This window comes from Candidatus Nitrosocosmicus franklandus (assembly GCF_900696045.1).
Lineage (GTDB): Archaea > Thermoproteota > Nitrososphaeria > Nitrososphaerales > Nitrososphaeraceae > Nitrosocosmicus > Nitrosocosmicus franklandus_A.
The window spans coordinates 1,916,039-1,935,038 of record NZ_LR216287.1 but is presented as its reverse complement, the minus strand read 5'-3'; the positions used below and the strand labels follow the sequence as shown (position 1 = coordinate 1,935,038).

The window sequence follows — 19,000 nt, the reverse complement described above, 5'->3', positions numbered from 1 at the left end:
GCAGTAACTTCCTAACTCCTATATGAAATCAGCAAGAATTACTAAACCACATGAACCTTTGGAAGTACAACAACTTGAAATTCCCAAACCTATGGGACCACAGGTTCTTGTTAAAGTTCGTTCTTCAGGAGTATGTCATAGCGATATTCATTTGTGGGATGGGGGATATGAAGGCCTTGATGGACAAATCTTAAAAACAACTGATAGAGGGGTAAAATATCCGTTGACTCCAGGTCATGAAATAGCGGGTACTATAGAGAGTTTAGGAGATCAAGCCGAAGGATTTAGTAAAAATGAAAAAGTAATTGTATATCCCTGGATAGGTGAAGGCTTGTGTCCTGCTTGTAGAAGTGGTGAGGAAAACCTTTGTGATAAACCGCGATCATTAGGTGTATATTTAGATGGAGGTTATTCAGAGTACGTTTTAATACCAAGTTTCAAATATCTAATAAAAATAAATGATGATTTGGATATGGACGCAGCTGCTACATTGTCATGTTCTGCACTTACTGCGTATGGAGCAGTTAAGAATGCTAATTTAAAACCAAATGACAATGTTGTGATTGTTGGCACAGGTGGATTGGGATTGATGGCCATACAGCTAGCGAGATCAGTTACTGGCGCCCGGATTATCGCGCTGGATATCAACGACGACAAATTAAAAAATGCCAAAGATAATGGCGCCAATGATGTAATCAATTCAAAAAAAGAAGATACTGTCAAGTCAATAATGGAACTAACCAATAATCTTGGCGCTGACGCAGTAATTGATTTTGTCAATGCATCAAAAACCGTAGAGGTTGATATGCAATTTCTTAGAAGAAGGGCAAAAGTAGTTTTGGTAGGACTATTTGGCGGCGAATTGAAATTGGGTCTCGTAAGTATGCCAACTAGAGCGTACCGGTTGATTGGATCATACACTGGAACGATAAATGATTTGGCAGAATTAGTTTCATTAGCTAAAAGAGGAGTAATAAAACCACTAATTTCAAATCGATTTAAACTTGATCAGGCAACACAAGCCTTGACGATGTTAAAAGAGGGCAAAATTGCAGGTAGAGGGATAATAAATCCATGACAGATTCCTCGACAGATTCAGCAATGGAATTTGAGACTATAAATCCTGCAACAAGAGAGGTTGTCAACAAATACAAAAATATGACCAAAGATCAGATAACGGATAGAGTAAAGAAATCCAGAATTGCTTTTCAAGAGTGGAAAAAAGATACAAACAAAAGAATAGATTATCTCTATGCTGTTGCTAATGAATTACGAAAAAATAAAGAGAACCTTGCAAGAACCGCCACAAATGAAATGGGAAAGGCAATAAAAGAAGCCAGATCCGAAGTTGAAAAATGTGCTTGGGCGATAGAATATTACGCCGATAATGGACAGATCATTTCTACAGATGAAATTATAAATACTGATGCAAGGAAATCCATGATAAAATTTCAGCCTATTGGAGTAGTAGGCAGCATTATGCCGTGGAACTTTCCATACTGGCAAGCATTAAGATTTGCAGCACCTTCGTTAATGGTCGGTAATACGATTGTATTAAAGCCGTCTAGTGTTACTATGCAATGTGGTATTAATATAGAAAATGCGTTCGATAGAATAGGGATTCCAGAAGGAGTATTTCAAACACTGATAGGTGACTCAAGAATTGCAGAGTCACTAATTGATTCGGATATTAATGCAGTAACGTTCACTGGAAGTGTTCCTGTAGGTGCAAAGGTTGCGCAAAGGGCCACATCTCAGGTGAAGAAAACGGTGTTAGAGTTGGGAGGAAGTGATCCTTTCATAGTGTGTGAAGATGCCGATATCGAGAAAGCATCCGACGGTGCCATAAAGGGACGTTTTATAAATTGTGGTCAAAGCTGTATAGCCTCAAAACGTTTTATTGTAGTAAAAGATATTGCTAACGAGTTCATTGAAAAATTCGTTCAAAAAACTGAAACGCTTAATGTGGGTGATCCCATGTCGGACAATACTGATATAGGGCCGCTTGTAAATGCTAGCGGTCTACAGAAAATAGATTCGCAGGTTAAAACCTCAATTAAAGAAGGTACCGAAATTCTAACAGGAGGAGAACAAGTAGGAAATAAAGGCAATTTTTACAGACCAACAGTTCTCAAGAATATCGAGCCAAAATGTCTATAGCTCAAGAAGAGGTATTTGGCCCAGTTGCCCCAATTATTGTAGCTGGCTATGATGCAGAAGCCATAAGAATTGCTAATAATTCAGATTATGGTCTAGGAGCAAGTATATGGACTCAAGATTTGGACAAAGCAGAAAGACTTTCAAGCATTATCGAGTCAGGTATGGTATCTGTTAATAATGTCGTAGCCTCAGATCCTAGAGTTCCATTTGGAGGTGTTAAAAAAAGTGGTTTTGGCAGGGAGTTATCAAGGTACGGTATGCTTGAGTTTGTAAATATAAAATCAGTGAGATTTTATGATCAATTGATTCACAACCATCATGTAGAGTGAAAACGAGAGATGTCAGATAAAAAAGTAGTAATAATCAATTATATTCCTAACGGAGGAACATTAAACTATGTCTGGTAATACCCTGGAAAATGTATTAATACTTCAAGGTGGTGGGTCTCTGGGTGCTTTTGGATGTGGTGTCTATAAAGCTCTCCTAAAAAATAATGTCAATTTAGATGTGATTGCAGGCACTTCCATCGGTGGTGTAAATGCTGCAATAATAGCTGGTAGTAAAAAGGAGGACAATACAGATCAGATCTTAGAGGATTTTTGGCTAGAGCTATCTGAAGGCTTTGTGGATATCGATAAACTTTCTCCATATTCTGTTTGGAATTGGTACATGAAAACTTTTCAAATACCATTAAAGTTCGACTATTATCTCTTTCCTTCATCTTTGTCTGCTGCAGTAGCAGGAATAGAAGAAACCTATTCTTCAGATAGAATTGAAATGGATATAAAAGTAAAACAAATGAAGTCTTTTTACAGTTCTTTCTTTTTTGGAAATAGTAAAATGTTTATCCCCAGGTGGTCATCAGAATACGCTTTAAATGACCTAGAATATTTTACACCACAAAAATGGACTTTTCTATACGATCATATGCCTTTAGCAAAAACTTTAGAAAGATACATCAGTTATGACAAATTAAGACCAGGTGGAAATTCAAATATACGGTTAATCTTGACGGCCGTAAATGTTTTAAATGCCCGACCTTTAACATTCGATAGCTATAAGGAACAGATAACTGCTAAACACATCCTTGCAACATCTGCTTATCCACTATACAATTTTCGCTGGATAGAAGTCAAAGACGGAGTATTTGCATGGGATGGTGGCCTGTTGAGCAACACTCCATTAAGGGAGGTTATAACCGCTACACCAGTAAGAGATAAAAGAATATTCATTGTAGAAAACTATCCAAAGAACATAGATAGTCTGCCAAATAATCTAGCTGAAGTTTACCACAGAGCGAGAGATATCATGTTTTCTGATAAAACAGAACATAACGTACAAATGTCAAAGGTGATATCAAGGTATTTAGATTATATCGAACAACTTTATCAAATAGTAGATAAAAATGTTGATAAATTACATCTTGATGAAAAACAACTTAAAAGTATACGTCAAAAATATAAAGTATACAAACTAGAGCATGGTGCAGAAATCAAAGAAATCTACCATATAAAGCGTGAAGAACCATATCCTCATATGACTGAAAATGCAGATTTCTCACCTCAGACTATCAAGAATTCGATTAGGGAAGGAGAAGAAAAAACAAACGAAATTATAAAAAATAAAAAGATATCTAGATGAAACTTTAATTTACTTTTATGTTTCACCTTGATCATTTATCCTATTATCACAAACAAACAAAAGTGGATCGGATTAAGTTTGGATCTAACTTGGGAAATAGTTGATAGCATTTTCTTATATTTTATGATTTGATTATATTCCTTGACTATATCGAAAATAAATTAATGTGTCTGTCAGATTCTGAAGATAATAGATAATAACAAAGGAGAGAAAGAATTTTATAAATTCTGAGCACAGGATTGGTAAAACTTAACAGACTGTCCTGCCTCATTTCCTTATGAATTATATACCATTTTTCTTAACATTACTATATCAGTAACCTGTAAACTCTTCTACCTTTATTCTATCTTCTGCTATTTTTAATTCTTCCTGAAGTAACGACTGCATCGCTTTTAACATACCTGGAGGACCACAAATGTAGAATATGGAATTATTTAATACAGTATTGTCTAGATGTTTAAGAATCATTTCTTTATTTATTCTCCCATGCTCTCCTTTCCAATCCTTTGTAGTTGTCACTTGATTTTCCTCAGGTTTATCTTCATTACTAACAGAATAGATTATATTTAGATTTTTGTTTAATGTTGTCCAACTATCAAATTCTTTTTTGAAAAGGATGTTAACTGGATCCCTATTTGAATCAAACATTATTATTTTTAATGGTAGTTGTTTATCTGTAACATATTTAATCATACTTCTAAACGGCGTAACACCTATTCCCCCTGAAAGAAACACAGCTGGCTTTGAATAATCGTCGTGCAACACAAATTGTCCTTCAGGACCCCTAACCTTGACTTTGGCGCTTTCATCTAATGCAGCAAGCCTCTTTTTGTATGGCGAGTCTCTCATCCTTGTTGTGAACATTATAAAGTCCTCCGTTGGAGAAGAAGAAAGGGTAAAATGCCTGATCGGACCTTTGGGATCATTATTGACACCACCTATATCAAAAAATGCAAATTGACCTGCAGCATAATCAGATAACCGGGTTTGTTGACTCGAGTCTATTTCTCTACTCGGTTTACTAAACTTAAACGACATCATATCGGTCCCCTCCACCTTAATTTTTTCTAATAATTCTAGCTCAGATTGGGGCGGGGATTTACTTTTATCTTGTTTCATAATTAGTACATTATTGCCATCTAATTTTACTTCATAAACCGGTTCTGGTTCATTTGCTGGTGGACTAATTACCTCTCCTGTTCTTACATCGAACCTGGAACCATGCCACGGACATTCGACTTCATATCTATCGAGAGTGCCTTCTGCTAATGGACCGCCTTCATGAGTACAAATACTACCGATGGCATAGTATTTTCCGTCAACATTGGCAATACAGATATTTTCACCGTCAACTTGAACTTCTTTCATTTGTGATGGTGGTATGTCTTTAGTATCAGCAACTTTAATGAAATCTTCGCTCACTTTCGTTCAAGTTTATTATGCATTACAATTTGTATAAGGGTTCCTATTTCAATCTTAACGAGCCGATTTCTATACCATTATCATACATTTTAACATTATTATTGTTAGTAAATTTGAGATATTCATTTCATGCCTCTGTATTGCAGCATGATTACTGCTAGAAGCTTGATGCCAGAAATAAGAACTGTTACCACATATTTTACAATATTTTAATTAAAAGAAATACTCTAAAGACAAATCCATGATCAACAAACTCTGTGAATTTTACACATATGAATCCAAAGAGTTTGTTGTTTTGGTTTCAGAAAGACAGACCTAAAGATAAGGTTAGTGCAATTATCTGCTTCAGCCAGTCATGGAACCAGCGAATAATATGGTATAATAAACTATTTAACAAGAGGACAAATTTGATAGAATCTATTTCTCAACGATTACAATAAACATCCAAATTCATTATATTTTGATTTATGATCTAGCTTATAGAAGATTACATGAATCCACAAACTTATCCTCATGTATTCGTGAATTTATTTTCATTTAAAAGAATATTTTTTCTTGTAATTCTTTTTAAAATGGTTTATAATCAGGATAATAAACATCACCAAATAGTGGAATTCCAAAACCAAATAACTTGTTTGTAACGTTGGATATGCATAGAAAAAGAAATGATGACCTTAGATATTTTATCATTCATCTTATATAACATGTTCAAAGTGATATAGGAAAGGATTATGTTGTAAAAGAGAAAGAAATTAGAAAAATAAGTAGATACTTCTCTAAGTTAAGAAAATTTAAAGAGGTAGAAAATGATAAATTGACAACTTTGACCAAACTGAAATGTCAATCAATTACCAATATGATGTTATTTGGGATAAAATAGAATTGACTCTTAATAGTTATAGATTTTATAAAATGTAGATTTAGTGATTTGCAAACTTATTAATTTTTAACTACTGTTAATTTAGATACAAGAAGTCAACTAATAAAAGGGTCTTTTAACCCTCATATTATCAGATTCCTTGACCTTTGTTAATATTTAATTCCCATAGATCTAAGAATTATATCAGAATTTATTTAGAGTCCAAATAATACATAATAACTACAATGCAAGATCTAGATGATCTTGTCAAATCCGATCTAACTAGATTAGAAAAATTGACAGAGAACTTTAGATGGTTTAATTCTCATTACGAGAACCTAAAGAAAGAATATACTAGACAGCATGTTGTAGTTGAGGGGTAGCAAATTTTAGATAGCGACCCAGACCTTGAAAGACTGATAAAAAGACTAAGTATAAAAAATTATGACAGGTCTATAGGGCTCTGTTAACTTAAGGAAATGATATAGCTCGAAGATGTTCTATCTCTCTTCTATGATCAACAAAAGAAACAGAACACCTTCATTAGATATTGGTCGAGCATTGTATTTGTATTTTCTTGGACTTTCAACCAGAGGTGTTGCCAAAGCAATGTTTTATTTACACAATGTCAAGAGAAGCCATATTGCAATCTGGAATTGGATCCAAAAATGTCATCCTAGGAAGATATCCTCAAAGAAAGAAGATCGAAGAATACATCGTCGATGAGACTTTAATCAAAGTTGGGTAGAGTTAGTATGGGTCTGGATTGCAATAGAGCCAGAAACCAGGCAGATTCTCGCACTTTTTTAGCCAATAAATCCAAGGAGAGAAACATGCTAATAGCAGAAAGGTTTCTCTAAGGTGTGATAAGGATTCATGGAAAGCATCCAGTTTCCACAGATGGTGGTACTTGGTATCCCCAGGCTTGCAGGTTCCTTAGATTAAAACACCATATCCATTCCTCTTTGGAGAAAAGCCTGATAGAACAATTTATGCAGTATATCAAGGATAGAACCCAATGCTTTGACGATTACTTTCCTTGTCGAAAGGAAAATTGCAAACTAAAACATGTGATGAATTGGATGAATCTGTTTGTCAATCATCACAAACAGGGAGGTGATTTATGCTCAAGTTAACAGGGCCGTCTATAGCGATAGAATATATTTATAATTGAATTTTAATTGATTTATAGTCTAACTCATTATAAGGAATTTGCTATCGACAAATTAATAAAGAATCGGACAAATTCTGTTATCATCACTACACATTGAAAATATTACCGATGTCAGGTTCACTTTCATTATTTCTTTCATTTCCAGTGTTCCATGGAGTAATAATCGATATATTTCCAAAAGATGATGTTTTAGTCTCCAATGATGAACTGTTCCTCAATGGTTCACATAGAGCGTTGAGATTCAATACCTATTCACTCATAATCATTTTAATTATCAATATCAAGGCAAAAGAAAATACAACAACGTTCGTCTGAATCAGATGGTATCTCAAACAAGCATATATGACATGGATAGAACTTAGCATAACAAACAATTTTTTCCCATTCTTTTTGACTGTAGTATTGGATTCTAAAAAAAATGGATATGATGTATATAATTGATCAGTATTTGCTGAGAGATTATAGATATCCTTAATACCTTTTTTACCTATACTTGGATTGAGAAGGAAGGATAATTAATAGACTTGTCTAGAAAATCTCAAACATCTGTAATGAATTCTGCATTGAATAGCCTTGATCCAAGTACAATAGAGTTCATGGAATGGCTAATATCAAAAGATACGAATCCTGGCGATACTTTGCTAGTGGTTGAAGATTACTTTGATAAAAAGTATGTAATTTTATTTGACAAAAGTATGTTAACAAATGTTATAGTTGCCTATAGAGATGGTATGCCTTGGTGTATTACGTGCAATACAGAAGATTGTGGCCATGTCGGATTTGCTATTTATCTGAAACAAAATTATGATAGAGACGACCAAGTAGTTTACTAGAAAAAAATTAATAAAAAATTTTAGTTTCATGTCATCTAGTTCTACAATTTCAAGAGGTAAAAGAAAGTAATCATAAATCTATCTAAAATATTTAAAAATCTCTTCTAGATTTTTTTGTCTCCTCTACAGAGTTCGAAAAGGTTGAAAATTTTTATTAATTTAATTGTTTTTTTATTTGGATCAATGCATTATCTGTAAGAGGATTAATCGATTTACCTACTTCTCTTACCACACTAATCAGATGCTATTGTGCAAATAGAATTTTGACAGTTATCTTACAATTAACAATGCACAGTCTACTTCTTCTGCAACCTTTCTTACAACACTTCCTAATTTTTTAAACATTCCTGAAATTCCCTTATGTCCAATACTACCCATAACAATGAGATCAATGTTATTTTGTTTAGTAAAATCAACGATTATTTCTGCTGGTTCACCTATTTTAATTTCTGTGGTGATTGAAACGTTTTGTTTAGCATATGTGTTTTTCACCTCCTCCATAATCTCGATCATTTCACTCTTTATCTCATTATGGAGTTTATTAACTAGTGGAGTTATGGTCACCTCATTGTTTTTTGACTCTATTTTTGAATAATGAATTGGTAATGGTATTTCATTAATTACATGTAGTACGAAAATTTGAGATCGATTCACCATAGCTAATTCCAAAGCCTTTTCTAGGGCCTTAATCGACAACTCTGAAGTATCAAATGGTACTAATATGCGTTTGAAAGGCATCAAATAACAATGAATTTCGATCAATATAAGCAAGTATCCAGTCTATGTCAATGAAAAATGGTCTTATTGACTAATGATATGCAAATTCGTAGTGTTAGTTAGATAAACAATTTGTCAAGTTTATAAATTAATTATATCATGAATGTCAGTTAGCTGTCGTTGACGTTATTACTATATAAGCAGAGTCAATAGAGAATTGCAAGTCCATGCACAAATCATTTCCTTTCAGATATTTCATTATTTATTTTCAACAAATGATACTGTTAAATATATTACAAATGAAGAAAAAAGAGCAAGGAAAGTGTCAAAAAGTAAAGCCGAACCGCATTCACAGACACCGAATTTAGAGAAAGATGATTTAATTCTCCTTATTGCAATTGCCATTTCTACAGTAACAGGTATATTGGTACCTTCATTTGGAATAATATTTGAACCTTATCTTCTGGTTCTGCTCGGATCTTTACTATTCTTAAATTTGATCAAAATGGATCTTCAACAACTAGGATTACAGTTTAAAAGACCCATTCCCATCATATTATTTACTGTTATCAAGCTTTTAGCAATTCCTCTCCTTTTGTTTGCAGTTACAAATATAATTTATCCATCACTTGCAATTCCAGTATTACTTCTTTCAGGAATATCAACTGGGTTGGGAGCCCCATTTGTAATTAACGTTTTTGAAAAAAGCCATCAATTGCCGTTAGTCGTGGGAATGATAATATCATCATCTATTGTTGTTCCGCTTGTTTTGCCCTCCCTGGTGTATTTGTTGGTCGATGTAGAAAAATTCCATATTCCTCTTTTGGATATGATAATATTATTAGCTGAAGCTCTGTTCCTACCCTTATTTGCAGGTTGGTTAGTAAAGGGTAAAGCTCCAAAGTTAGCAAAAAAAATTGAAGTTAGCTCTTTCATACCTTCAGTCATTCTAATATCATTCATGAATCTAGGAATATATGCAAAATTCTCCAACTATTTCATTTCTGAATATTCATTTGTAATAACAATGATTGTTACAGCATTTGCTTTATTCTTTGTGTATGGATTTATAGGCTATTTCACCTCATATATCATAGGAAAAAAGGACAAATCATCCAGAGTTGCTGCCTTTGTAATTATGAGTTATGTAAATAATACCCTTGTAGTTGTATTTGCATCTCAATTTTTCGGAACGGAAGTAGCTGCCCTAGCAGCATTCTATAATTTGGCATACTATGGTTTAATGGTACCTTTAAAAAAGTTATTTTTTGAATAGAACATTATTGTGTTTTTCATTTTGTACTATTTGTTCAATTGAAGTTAGTAGGAGATATTTTGGCAAAAAAACAGTTAATGTTAATATAACTTTTGGATTTATGCCTGCCTTCTCCCAGATAGTAAATTAAAATATCTAATTTTCAATGACAATCCCATATTACATTATCTTTTAATTAACATGTTTTGAAATATTACTCGATAATTGATTCAAAAAGATGGGTTTAATCGTTTACGAATATACAATATATTGTTACCTTATTATTGTCATAGGTCGTGAAACTGCTTCTGATACTTTTCTTGAGACACTACCAAGTCCTTTAAATTTAGCCAAACCTTGCAGCCCATTACTTCCCATAACTATCAAATCAACTCTGTAACTATTAGAATAATCAATGATTTGATTAGCGGGGTCGCCATAAAGAATCCGTGATTCTATTTTGATTCCGTCTATGGACTTGTAAGTCTTCTTTTTCTCATCCATATCTTTTTGCATCAGAGTTTTTGTTTCTTGGTATATACTATCAGCATGCTCATTCAAAGATAAATTCTTATTTTTGCGATTAATTTTCATTTTACCTAAAAGAGTTTTAGTAAGTGGTATTTCTTGTATCACATGTAACATTATGACCTTGATTATTCGTTTTTTTGGGTCGCCTAAAAATATCACTTTGGCTAGATATACTGCATACTCCAATGCGTTTTCAGAAAAATAGGAACTATCGTAAGGTACTAAGATAACTCGTAGATCCAATCTTAAGGATAAAGAAGTAGAGTGTCTTAATAAACTTGCTATGACAACAGGTTCCTACTTGCGTGACGGAGTTTGACTATTCTGATAATTTAATCTTAATAGATGATAATATAGACTTTGACAACATTCTATTTATAAAAAAACGGGCCCGATATAACTAATATACTAAAACCAAATCATTACATAATATTATAAGGATTGGATGGTACATATGGTTGTGAGACAACGATTTTCATTAGGAAATAATTGTGAATGTATGTGTCATGGTAAACCAGGTATTGTAGATTTTTGTGGATACTTTACTGCATCTCATAGAAATGTGGTTTCCAGAAATAGGACACAAAGATAACAATATTTTTTGCATTAGTAAAGCAAATACTCTATTTATTCAATATAGAATTGATCTCTTTCATATACTTATAAATGACTGATAACCTTTAAATAAATTTAATCCTTCAGCACTTGATTTATTATTGTGAAACTAGCCCTATAACCAATTCACCCTCAGGTTAAAACCCCTCATCGCGATATAATCGATCCCTAACTGCCATACTCACCAGATGGCATACTTTCATTTAACCAAATCATCGAATTCAAATAAAAAATAAATAAAAGTAACAGATCCCGTGTACCATATGGATTCGCAGTACCCCAGGCCCGATCCCAATCAACTATTAAAAATTCAATGTATTTTTTGAATTTTCGTATGAAGCCTAGCCTATCTGACATGTGAACAAATCTCATCTCCTGATTAACAATTAAGTTTCATTTTGTCTCCTCGAGTATAGCAACTGAGTTCAAATCCCTCTCCCGGCGTTACATTTCTTCAAAGGATTGCAAATGTTTATTTGATCCGTTTGCATAGTAAACGAGTTCTTTTTTAGTGGTGAAAATGCAGCGGAAACCACCGGTCCCGTTTGATTTGTATACTTTCATCCTCTTCAAATTAACACATTAAAAAATTAAGGGACTAATTAACCAAGAAGATCACATAGTTTAGAAAAGAAGCGAAAACTATCCAGATTAAATATGGAATTAAAAGTATCATAGCAAGTTTAGAAATTGAGTTTGCATAAATTATAGTAACTATTACCATAATATCAAGTAGTATGATATCTAATAATCCTAAGAATGGTGATCTTAATCCAAAAAACAAGAATGACCACAAAGCATTCAGAATTAATTGAATTCCAAATACTACAAAAAAGGCGTTTCTAGTCTTTGATTTTAACTCATCTTTCCAGACTATGTACAAAGATAGACCCATAAGAAAATACAAGGTAATCCAAACAGGACCAAATATCCAATTAGGTGGAGCAAATGCAGGTTTTTCCAGTGTCACATACCAATCAGAGATAGAGTCAAAAGTAAATAATGAACCAAATATACCTGCGGATTGACAAATAATTATTGAAATGATAAATTTAAGAACTTTTTGTACATATGATATCATATCTAATCTATTTATCAGATAACCTAAATATTAATAAAGTAACAGTTCCCATTTACCTCATGGATCCGAAGCCCACCGGGCCCGTTTGATATCTCTTCCTTTTTTAAGACCCAGTTTATTAATATAGTCATCAAAAATAATGGCATCCTTTACCTCTTTCGAAGATTTGGAAATCCAAAAAAGCCCTCTAGAATTCTCTCCTTATGAAAAATTCATGTATGCTTTAAACTCTAAAGAATCAAAACGCCAGTATCCAAAAAGATTGCAAGTATTTCTGGATTTCATGAACATAAGATCCAAATCAATTGAAGAGAATTGCAACGTTTTTTTTAATAGGATAAAAGAAAGGAAAGATGGCACATCTTGGCTTGAAAATGAATTATTCAAGTTTTTCACATTACAGAATAAAAGGGTAGAAAAAGGAGAAATATCCACAGAAACGATAAAGAACTATTTTAAACCCATCAAAAGATTTTGTGAAATGAATGGAATTTCCCTGAACTGGAAGCTAATATCTAAAGGGATTAAGAAAGGAATTAGGTATTCAAACGATCGGCCGCCTACTATGGACGAAATCAAAAAATTAATTCAATTTCCCGATCGTAGGGTTAAACCAATTGTGCTAGTAATGATTTCTTCTGGAATCAGAGTTAGTTCATGGAATTATATTAAATGGAGTGACTTCACTCCGATATATGAGAATGATCGATTAATAGCCGCAAAATTAAAGGTTTTTAACACAAAGACAAAGAATTACTATTTTTCGTATGTCACACCCGAAGCGTATCAATCTGTGAAGGAATGGATGGACTTTCGAGCATCATTTGGTGAAAAAATAGGACCTGATTCTTGTATTATACGTAACCTTTGGCAAATAAAAAGTCAAAGATATGGAAACTATCTAGGACTTGCAAAGCATCCAAAAAGACTTAGTGCCAATGGAATCAGAGTATTGATAAACGATGCGTGGAAGATTCAAGGACTAAGAGAGAAAAGAATCCCAAAAGAAGGGGAATTCAATTATAGAAAATACGATGTCAAGAGTGTGCATGGCTTTAGGAAGTTTTTTGAAACAGAATGTCAAAAGGTTATGAGAGAACTCATCGTATCAATGCTCATGTCACATGATACAGGAATAGTTTTGCATTACTTACGTCCTAAAGAAGAAGATATCCTCGCAGAATACCAAAAGGCAATTCCCCTTCTAACTGTAAACCAAGAAGATAATACAATACTTGAAAAAGAGATCAAAGAACTAAGAGAGAAAAATGAAAATAATGAACATCTTGTTAGTTCAAAACTTCAAGAGAGGGATGATGCTATTAAGGCGTTATCAGATCAAGTAATGATATTAATGAATGAAATTCAAAAGTTAAAGAATTAGAATTTTCACATGATCAGTTGGAAGTTAGATCAAGAAACAAGCTCCAAAACGAGAGATGTCATCATTGTCGGTTTAAGTTTAAATCCTACCCAGTGGAGTGGCTTGGTGATTGTTGAAACTCATTTTATCGCCACAATTTATGATAGGAGATCTCACGGGCTGGAATGATAAGTGGATAGTATTCTAAATACAGAAAACTTTTTTTTCAAATGATTAATTTAACAAGGATTAGAGATTCCGTTTTTGCTATTACCACAATTAAGCATAGTTAAAACAAGAAATAGGATTAATGTATCGCAATAAGGAACAAGAGATGTACCCATTATTGTTTGGCAATATCCATCAGAAATCATTCATCTTCTAGTTTCTTTACATTTTCATGCTATCGTCCGAAGAAGTCGGTCATAATTCCAAGTATAAGTGAAGATAATTGCGGGGTCATCGGACGTTGGTTTATTGAATCTAAAACTCTTGAAACCTCCAATATAGTATCTCTTTCATCCTTTGAAACCATTTTTCCATCTATTAAAGTTTGGAGATATGCGGTAAAAGTGGAAATAAAACATTCAGACATTCTGATTGGATCTCCATCACATTCTAAGAGTTTCTTATACAATAGACTCGTTAGTAATTTATAGGATTTTAATTTTTGCTCCAAAAAATATTTTTTATCAAATTCATAACAATCCTTTGAAAATTTTTCATCCAAAACTCTTTCTGGAAAATTCATTTTTCTCAACTTATCAATTAATCTTTGATAGATAACATGACTATTTTTTTTGTGTCATAGATTTCAGATTTTACAAAATCTTCAACTAATTTGTTATATTCTGAAGATCTGATTGATATGTTTACAAAGTCAGAATCATTATTGATAGGACATTCCGATTTTTTTGATTTGAGATAATGGACAATACTATAATAGACATTTCCTTCCACGTTTAACCCATTGAGTATGGCTTTTTCATGTGAATCAAATTGTTGTTGAAAATCTCTTCTGAATTTCGGTATAACAAACCATTTCTCTTGTAAAAGATTCATATAGCTTACATATGACAAGAGACCTTTCGGAGCATTTAATAAATTTGTAGTAACCTCCAATGACTTTTTTCTAACTTGTTTCTTAGAGTGCTTTATTTTATGGAAATAGATTCTACTTCCACATTTGCATTTATTTTTATGACTTACGGGATACTCAGTTTTACAGTTTAAACATCTTTTTATTCTTTGAGGACGATTGAGATGATTATTTGGATCCAACATCCCAAGTATGTCAATCTTACTTCTATTATCCAAATCGGATTCGAAAAAATAAAAGAAATTCTTTATTCTTTCCACAAATTCTTTCTCAAATCTCTCCTCTATGCCTAGACGATGAATTTCCAAATACTTGCTCAAAGAGACAAAAATAATTGAGTTAAAAAGGAGAAATAACTTTGCTCTAGATATATAAACAGTCTTTGTATTATCCCCATCATTTGCAGAATTGTTTACCCCATTCAATTCTTTTAGATGGTTCGACCGTAAGAGTTCTTCACTGAATATTATATTGTAATTTTGAGCACGATATTTTGATACTATACTTTCAATTGCCTTCAATTCAAATTCCTTGATCCTATTTATCCTTGTTTTATAGCATACAACCAAGGAGTTATAGACATTCAAACTTTTCATTTGTTTTTGATGATTTGCACTTGTAATCGATTTAGCAAATCTCTTGAAATATAGTTTGGACAAATAATCTAAAAATGTATATAAGCTAGTAATTTTAGATTTTTGAGGCAGATGAAACTTACCATGTTTCTTTCTTAAGAAACCCGCCCTTTTGCATACTGGACATATTAAGATAGTTTCTCTCTTATTGGGTGGCATAAAATAGTATCTTAATATTTCTTACAAGTTGTAGGATATATGAACATTACAGAAAATGTAGAAAGTATAGAAGACAACAAAGAACAATACAGAAAAGTTCAGAGCTTGGTAGGAGAACATTCCTTTTCAATTGTTCTTCCGAAATTATATGCCCTAAAACTAGGTTTAGGTAAAGGAGATTTTGTCAAGGTTCGTTATGATTCAAACAGAATCATCATTGAAAAGGCGGTGTAACTTCATGAGAATGATTGATAATATCTATGAGAATGAAGATAAACTTTTTCGAGCAGTTAAACAAGTAGCAAAAAGCATTTTGGTAGACAAGTATGTTCATGGAAAAATCCGTATCCATTTGTCAAGAATTATATTATTCGGATATTATGACTGGACAGAATTTAAGATTAAATTTCTTGCAAGAATGTGTAGAGAATTAGAAAAAGAAACTGGAATGGATTGTCAAAGTATTGAAGAAATTCTAATAGATAAAATCGAGCCTATTGGGGAGTAATAATATGACTTCAATTTATGACAATTTGCATTACTTCTACTATCAAATGGGCATTAATTTAATCCCAATGGATTCGAGAAATAAGCGACCATTAGTAAACTGGAAAGAATGGCAGGATAAGGTTATTCCTAATGAAATTTTTGAAAAATTGAAAAACGAAGGTTTATTCAAAAATGGCTTTGCATTGTTCACAGGAAGGATTTGGAGAGGACCGAATAGAGGAAAATACTTGATATGTATAGATATTGACAATAACGGAGGTATGGAAGAGTTTGTTGCCTCCTTTACTGAGATCAAGTCTATTCAAGAATTGTCTCAACACACCCTAGTAGTTCAACATGAAGATGCTAAGAGTGAGAGAGCTCATATTTACATGATTGTAGAAAAACCAATTCACAAGATTTGTGGAATTAGCACAATTAGTATTATCAATAAGGAAATAAACTCTGAATTACCTGCAATTGAGGTAAAGACTGATAGTTCCACATTACTGATCGGACCTGGATCACTCCACAAGAATGGTTTTCATTATGAAATTCAAGGAACTAAATCCATCCAAATTCTTGATGATAAAAAAACATCCTTGCTTAAAACTGCCTTAGACAATATTTGTCTCAAATATAATGGGAACTATACAAAATACCCTTCGTTACCTAGTCTTCAGGAAATGGATGAAGACGATTATCTAGTATATGCTGGTAACAATCGCCATCTTAATCTATTACGAAAAATAGATTCATGGTATAGTCTGTCTAATAAGGTGTTGACATTTGATGAATTATTTAAAAGAGCGATGACTTGGAATGACCTTCATTGTAAACCCCCATTAGATGAAAATGAAGCATCTATCCTAGTAAAGCAATCTATGGGTTGGATAAATACGAAAATTGACTCATCTTTGGATAAAGGAAATGATAACTCTAAAGTCAAATATGAGTTTCAAAAAGAAAATCCAAAGATCGAGTCTATAGTGGTAGACAAAGAAAGAATATTTGATAAAATTCCAGATAAAATGCTTGTAGAGTATATTCTAAGAATTATTCAAAAAACAGTAAAGAGAGAGGATTCTTTAATCCGTCTAATATTATATACATCTTTAAGTACTTTTACTTCCGATCCTCTCAACCTCGGCATAGTGGCGCCAACAAGTGAGGGAAAGACTTATGCAGTATCAGAAGTCATTAAACTATTTCCAAAACAAAATGTCTGGATGATAGGTAATATGTCTCCAAAGGTATTGATCCGAGACAAAGGTATTCTGGTTGATCAGAACAACGAACCAATTATCGAAAGGGTCAAAGAAATAAAATCTCAAATTGAAAAACAAAAGGATGAAAATATTAAAAACGACTTGAAAGAACGGCTTAAAGCATTATATGATGACTCTAAAGTTCTAATTGATCTTTCAAATATGATTTTGGTATTCTTGGAGCCTCCACATTCTGACACCTGGAATATTTTAAAACCTATCTTATCCCATGATACTTTAGAAATTGAGCATCCTTATGTTTACAAAACAGAAACGAAAGGACTGGAAGTAAAGCATATCGTTACAAGAGGTTGGCCTGCATGTATATTTTGTAGCGCAAAAGATGATTCAAGCTGGTCAATGTGGCCTGAGATACAAAGTAGATTCTTTATCACATCTCCTAATATGGTAAAGCAAAAATACCAAGATTCCAATATCTTAATCGCCCAAAAGAAGGGTCTTCCTGCGTTAGTTCAGGAACAACTCATCATCTCAAAAGAAGATTTGGATCTTGCAAAAGAATGTATTTTATTACTCAAGGAAGAATTGCTATTAAACTATTCTAATAACGTATGGATTCCATTTCAATCTATATTATCTGAATCGCTTCCATCTGAAAAAGGTCCCGATGTTAGAATAGCCGATAGAATTTTTTCAATGCTTGTTCTAATTACAAAGGTGAATTCGTATAACAGACCCAAGCTGGTTTATGGTAAAGAAATACTTACAATTACACTGCTTTCAGACCTAGAAGAAGTTTTAAAACTAATTCATAATATTACAGGAATTCCTTCTTACAAGGTAGATTTTCTTACTGAAATCTTTATACCATTATACTTATCCAAGAAAGAGCCATTACAAAAAGATGATAAAAGCGAAGATAGGATAGCAGTTTATACAAACGAATTATCCGATTATTTCAAAAAAATAAAAGGAAAATCGCTAACCACAGATGCTATAAAAAAGATATACCTCATGGAACTAAAAAATAATGGCCTTATCGATGACTTTCAATCTGAGGTGGACAAGAGAAAAAACGGATACTATCCTATTGTTGATGTAGACCAATTCAGCTCCACAAACGAAAAATGCATAAATTACACGAATTTATCTGTTGATGACAATAAATTACAGTTCTTCAAGCTTAAGATGTCTAATAATTACAATAAAATCGATGAAAACTGGTTAGATTTTCAAATTATTGGCTTAATAAAATACGGAATTGGGAGAGCAAATCTATTCAAATTATTAGATCAAGGGAATAACCAGATTTGCATATGTCGATTTGTAAAAGAATATAACAAATTCGGTTCGTTAAGTCGGTATTTTCAGGGAGTTGAAAATTATGTTTATTATAGTAAAGTCTTTCGAGGAATAAGAAAACTATAAAACAAGAATATTTATCAATAAAAATTACAATAAATTGAATTAATTCGTGTATTTTCCGCTTCTTTGCATTGGACTTGGATCGGAGTAAAAACAGGTAAGATTCGATATTAAGCAATTTCTTAAATTAGATATGTTAGAATTGAGCGATGTTGGATTTCATCGTAGATTATTACTAACCCTCCTTCAGGTTTATTATATTAAAGGAGGTGAAACATGCATATAAACCATATGTAATTGTCTCAAGAATAAGGAATTACTGCTAATGAGACTAAAAAATGTAAATATAAATTTATTTCACATCTACGAACGA

At 32.7% G+C, this 19,000-nt stretch carries 18 protein-coding genes and 1 pseudogene; 12 read left to right on the top strand and 7 right to left on the bottom strand.

The window, feature by feature from the left end; all coding sequences use genetic code 11:
- Positions 1 to 22 precede the first annotated feature (22 nt).
- The 3 genes and pseudogenes from NFRAN_RS09075 to NFRAN_RS09065 all read left to right on the top strand — a co-directional run bounded on the left by NFRAN_RS09075 (position 23) and on the right by NFRAN_RS09065 (position 3,801).
- On the top strand, positions 23 to 1,078 hold the full coding sequence (locus tag NFRAN_RS09075; RefSeq protein WP_134484692.1) for an alcohol dehydrogenase: 1,056 nt from the start codon (positions 23 to 25) through the stop codon (positions 1,076 to 1,078).
- Positions 1,075 to 2,489 (top strand): annotated as a pseudogene (locus NFRAN_RS09070) (NAD-dependent succinate-semialdehyde dehydrogenase). Before NFRAN_RS09075 ends, NFRAN_RS09070 begins: the two are co-directional and overlap by 4 nt.
- A 67-nt stretch (positions 2,490 to 2,556) precedes the next feature.
- Entirely contained in the window at positions 2,557 to 3,801 is a 1,245-nt protein-coding gene (locus NFRAN_RS09065; RefSeq protein WP_134484691.1) for a patatin-like phospholipase family protein, read from the top strand.
- Positions 3,802 to 4,113: 312 nt separating this feature from the next.
- Here the strand turns inward: NFRAN_RS09065 and NFRAN_RS09060 are convergent, their stop codons facing one another.
- A complete protein-coding gene (locus tag NFRAN_RS09060; protein WP_134484690.1) occupies positions 4,114 to 5,223 on the bottom strand; it encodes a Rieske 2Fe-2S domain-containing protein in 1,110 nt (369 codons plus the stop codon).
- 1,104 nt (positions 5,224 to 6,327) lie between these two features.
- Between NFRAN_RS09060 and NFRAN_RS13420 the strand changes: the two genes are divergently transcribed.
- From NFRAN_RS13420 to NFRAN_RS09045, 4 genes are all read left to right on the top strand, one after another.
- Entirely contained in the window at positions 6,328 to 6,465 is a 138-nt protein-coding gene (locus NFRAN_RS13420) for a V-type ATPase 116kDa subunit family protein (protein ID WP_145988066.1), read from the top strand.
- Positions 6,466 to 6,680: 215 nt separating this feature from the next.
- Entirely contained in the window at positions 6,681 to 6,830 is a 150-nt protein-coding gene (locus NFRAN_RS13875; RefSeq protein WP_172602244.1) for a hypothetical protein, read from the top strand.
- A gap of 115 nt (positions 6,831 to 6,945) precedes the next feature.
- Positions 6,946 to 7,218, top strand: a complete 273-nt coding sequence (locus NFRAN_RS09050) for a hypothetical protein (protein WP_134484688.1) — start codon at positions 6,946 to 6,948, stop codon at positions 7,216 to 7,218.
- Between the two features lie 562 nt (positions 7,219 to 7,780).
- Positions 7,781 to 8,089: a hypothetical protein gene (locus tag NFRAN_RS09045; RefSeq protein ID WP_134484687.1), complete on the top strand. Its 309-nt coding sequence runs from the start codon at positions 7,781 to 7,783 to the stop codon at positions 8,087 to 8,089.
- A gap of 270 nt (positions 8,090 to 8,359) precedes the next feature.
- On the opposite strand, the gene NFRAN_RS09040 is transcribed toward NFRAN_RS09045, so the two are convergent.
- The gene (locus NFRAN_RS09040; RefSeq protein WP_145988065.1) at positions 8,360 to 8,827 is read right to left on the bottom strand and encodes a universal stress protein; all 468 of its coding nucleotides are present in this window, start codon (positions 8,825 to 8,827) and stop codon (positions 8,360 to 8,362) included.
- 301 nt (positions 8,828 to 9,128) lie between these two features.
- Between NFRAN_RS09040 and NFRAN_RS09035 the strand changes: the two genes are divergently transcribed.
- The gene (locus NFRAN_RS09035; protein WP_134484685.1) at positions 9,129 to 10,082 is read left to right on the top strand and encodes a bile acid:sodium symporter family protein; all 954 of its coding nucleotides are present in this window, start codon (positions 9,129 to 9,131) and stop codon (positions 10,080 to 10,082) included.
- Positions 10,083 to 10,334: 252 nt separating this feature from the next.
- Here NFRAN_RS09035 and NFRAN_RS09030 read toward each other — a convergent pair whose 3' ends face one another.
- The 3 genes from NFRAN_RS09030 to NFRAN_RS09020 all read right to left on the bottom strand — a co-directional run bounded on the left by NFRAN_RS09030 (position 10,335) and on the right by NFRAN_RS09020 (position 12,288).
- A complete protein-coding gene (locus NFRAN_RS09030) occupies positions 10,335 to 10,835 on the bottom strand; it encodes a universal stress protein (protein ID WP_172602243.1) in 501 nt (166 codons plus the stop codon).
- A gap of 540 nt (positions 10,836 to 11,375) precedes the next feature.
- Positions 11,376 to 11,564, bottom strand: coding sequence for a hypothetical protein (locus NFRAN_RS13870; RefSeq protein WP_134484683.1), 189 nt, complete (start codon positions 11,562 to 11,564; stop codon positions 11,376 to 11,378).
- Between the two features lie 241 nt (positions 11,565 to 11,805).
- On the bottom strand, positions 11,806 to 12,288 hold the full coding sequence (locus NFRAN_RS09020; protein WP_134484682.1) for a TspO/MBR family protein: 483 nt from the start codon (positions 12,286 to 12,288) through the stop codon (positions 11,806 to 11,808).
- Positions 12,289 to 12,454: 166 nt separating this feature from the next.
- Here NFRAN_RS09020 and NFRAN_RS09015 point away from each other — a divergent pair, with 166 nt between their 5' ends.
- The gene (locus tag NFRAN_RS09015) at positions 12,455 to 13,672 is read left to right on the top strand and encodes a hypothetical protein (RefSeq protein ID WP_172602242.1); all 1,218 of its coding nucleotides are present in this window, start codon (positions 12,455 to 12,457) and stop codon (positions 13,670 to 13,672) included.
- A 382-nt stretch (positions 13,673 to 14,054) separates the two neighbouring features.
- Here the strand turns inward: NFRAN_RS09015 and NFRAN_RS09010 are convergent, their stop codons facing one another.
- Both NFRAN_RS09010 and NFRAN_RS09005 read right to left on the bottom strand, forming a co-directional pair.
- Positions 14,055 to 14,402 (bottom strand): hypothetical protein, encoded by a 348-nt coding sequence (locus NFRAN_RS09010; RefSeq protein WP_134484680.1) that lies wholly within the window; start codon positions 14,400 to 14,402, stop codon positions 14,055 to 14,057.
- Between the two features lie 17 nt (positions 14,403 to 14,419).
- Positions 14,420 to 15,544 (bottom strand): hypothetical protein, encoded by a 1,125-nt coding sequence (locus tag NFRAN_RS09005; protein ID WP_134484679.1) that lies wholly within the window; start codon positions 15,542 to 15,544, stop codon positions 14,420 to 14,422.
- A gap of 39 nt (positions 15,545 to 15,583) precedes the next feature.
- On the opposite strand from NFRAN_RS09005, the gene NFRAN_RS09000 reads away from it, so the two are divergent.
- Genes NFRAN_RS09000 through NFRAN_RS08990 form a run of 3 tightly spaced genes read left to right on the top strand, consistent with a single transcriptional unit; the run spans position 15,584 to position 18,690 of the window.
- Positions 15,584 to 15,778, top strand: a complete 195-nt coding sequence (locus NFRAN_RS09000) for an AbrB/MazE/SpoVT family DNA-binding domain-containing protein (RefSeq protein ID WP_134484678.1) — start codon at positions 15,584 to 15,586, stop codon at positions 15,776 to 15,778.
- 4 nt (positions 15,779 to 15,782) lie between these two features.
- Positions 15,783 to 16,052, top strand: coding sequence for a hypothetical protein (locus NFRAN_RS08995; RefSeq protein WP_134484677.1), 270 nt, complete (start codon positions 15,783 to 15,785; stop codon positions 16,050 to 16,052).
- A gap of 4 nt (positions 16,053 to 16,056) precedes the next feature.
- Positions 16,057 to 18,690, top strand: coding sequence for a bifunctional DNA primase/polymerase (locus NFRAN_RS08990; RefSeq protein WP_134484676.1), 2,634 nt, complete (start codon positions 16,057 to 16,059; stop codon positions 18,688 to 18,690).
- Positions 18,691 to 19,000: the final 310 nt, after the last annotated feature.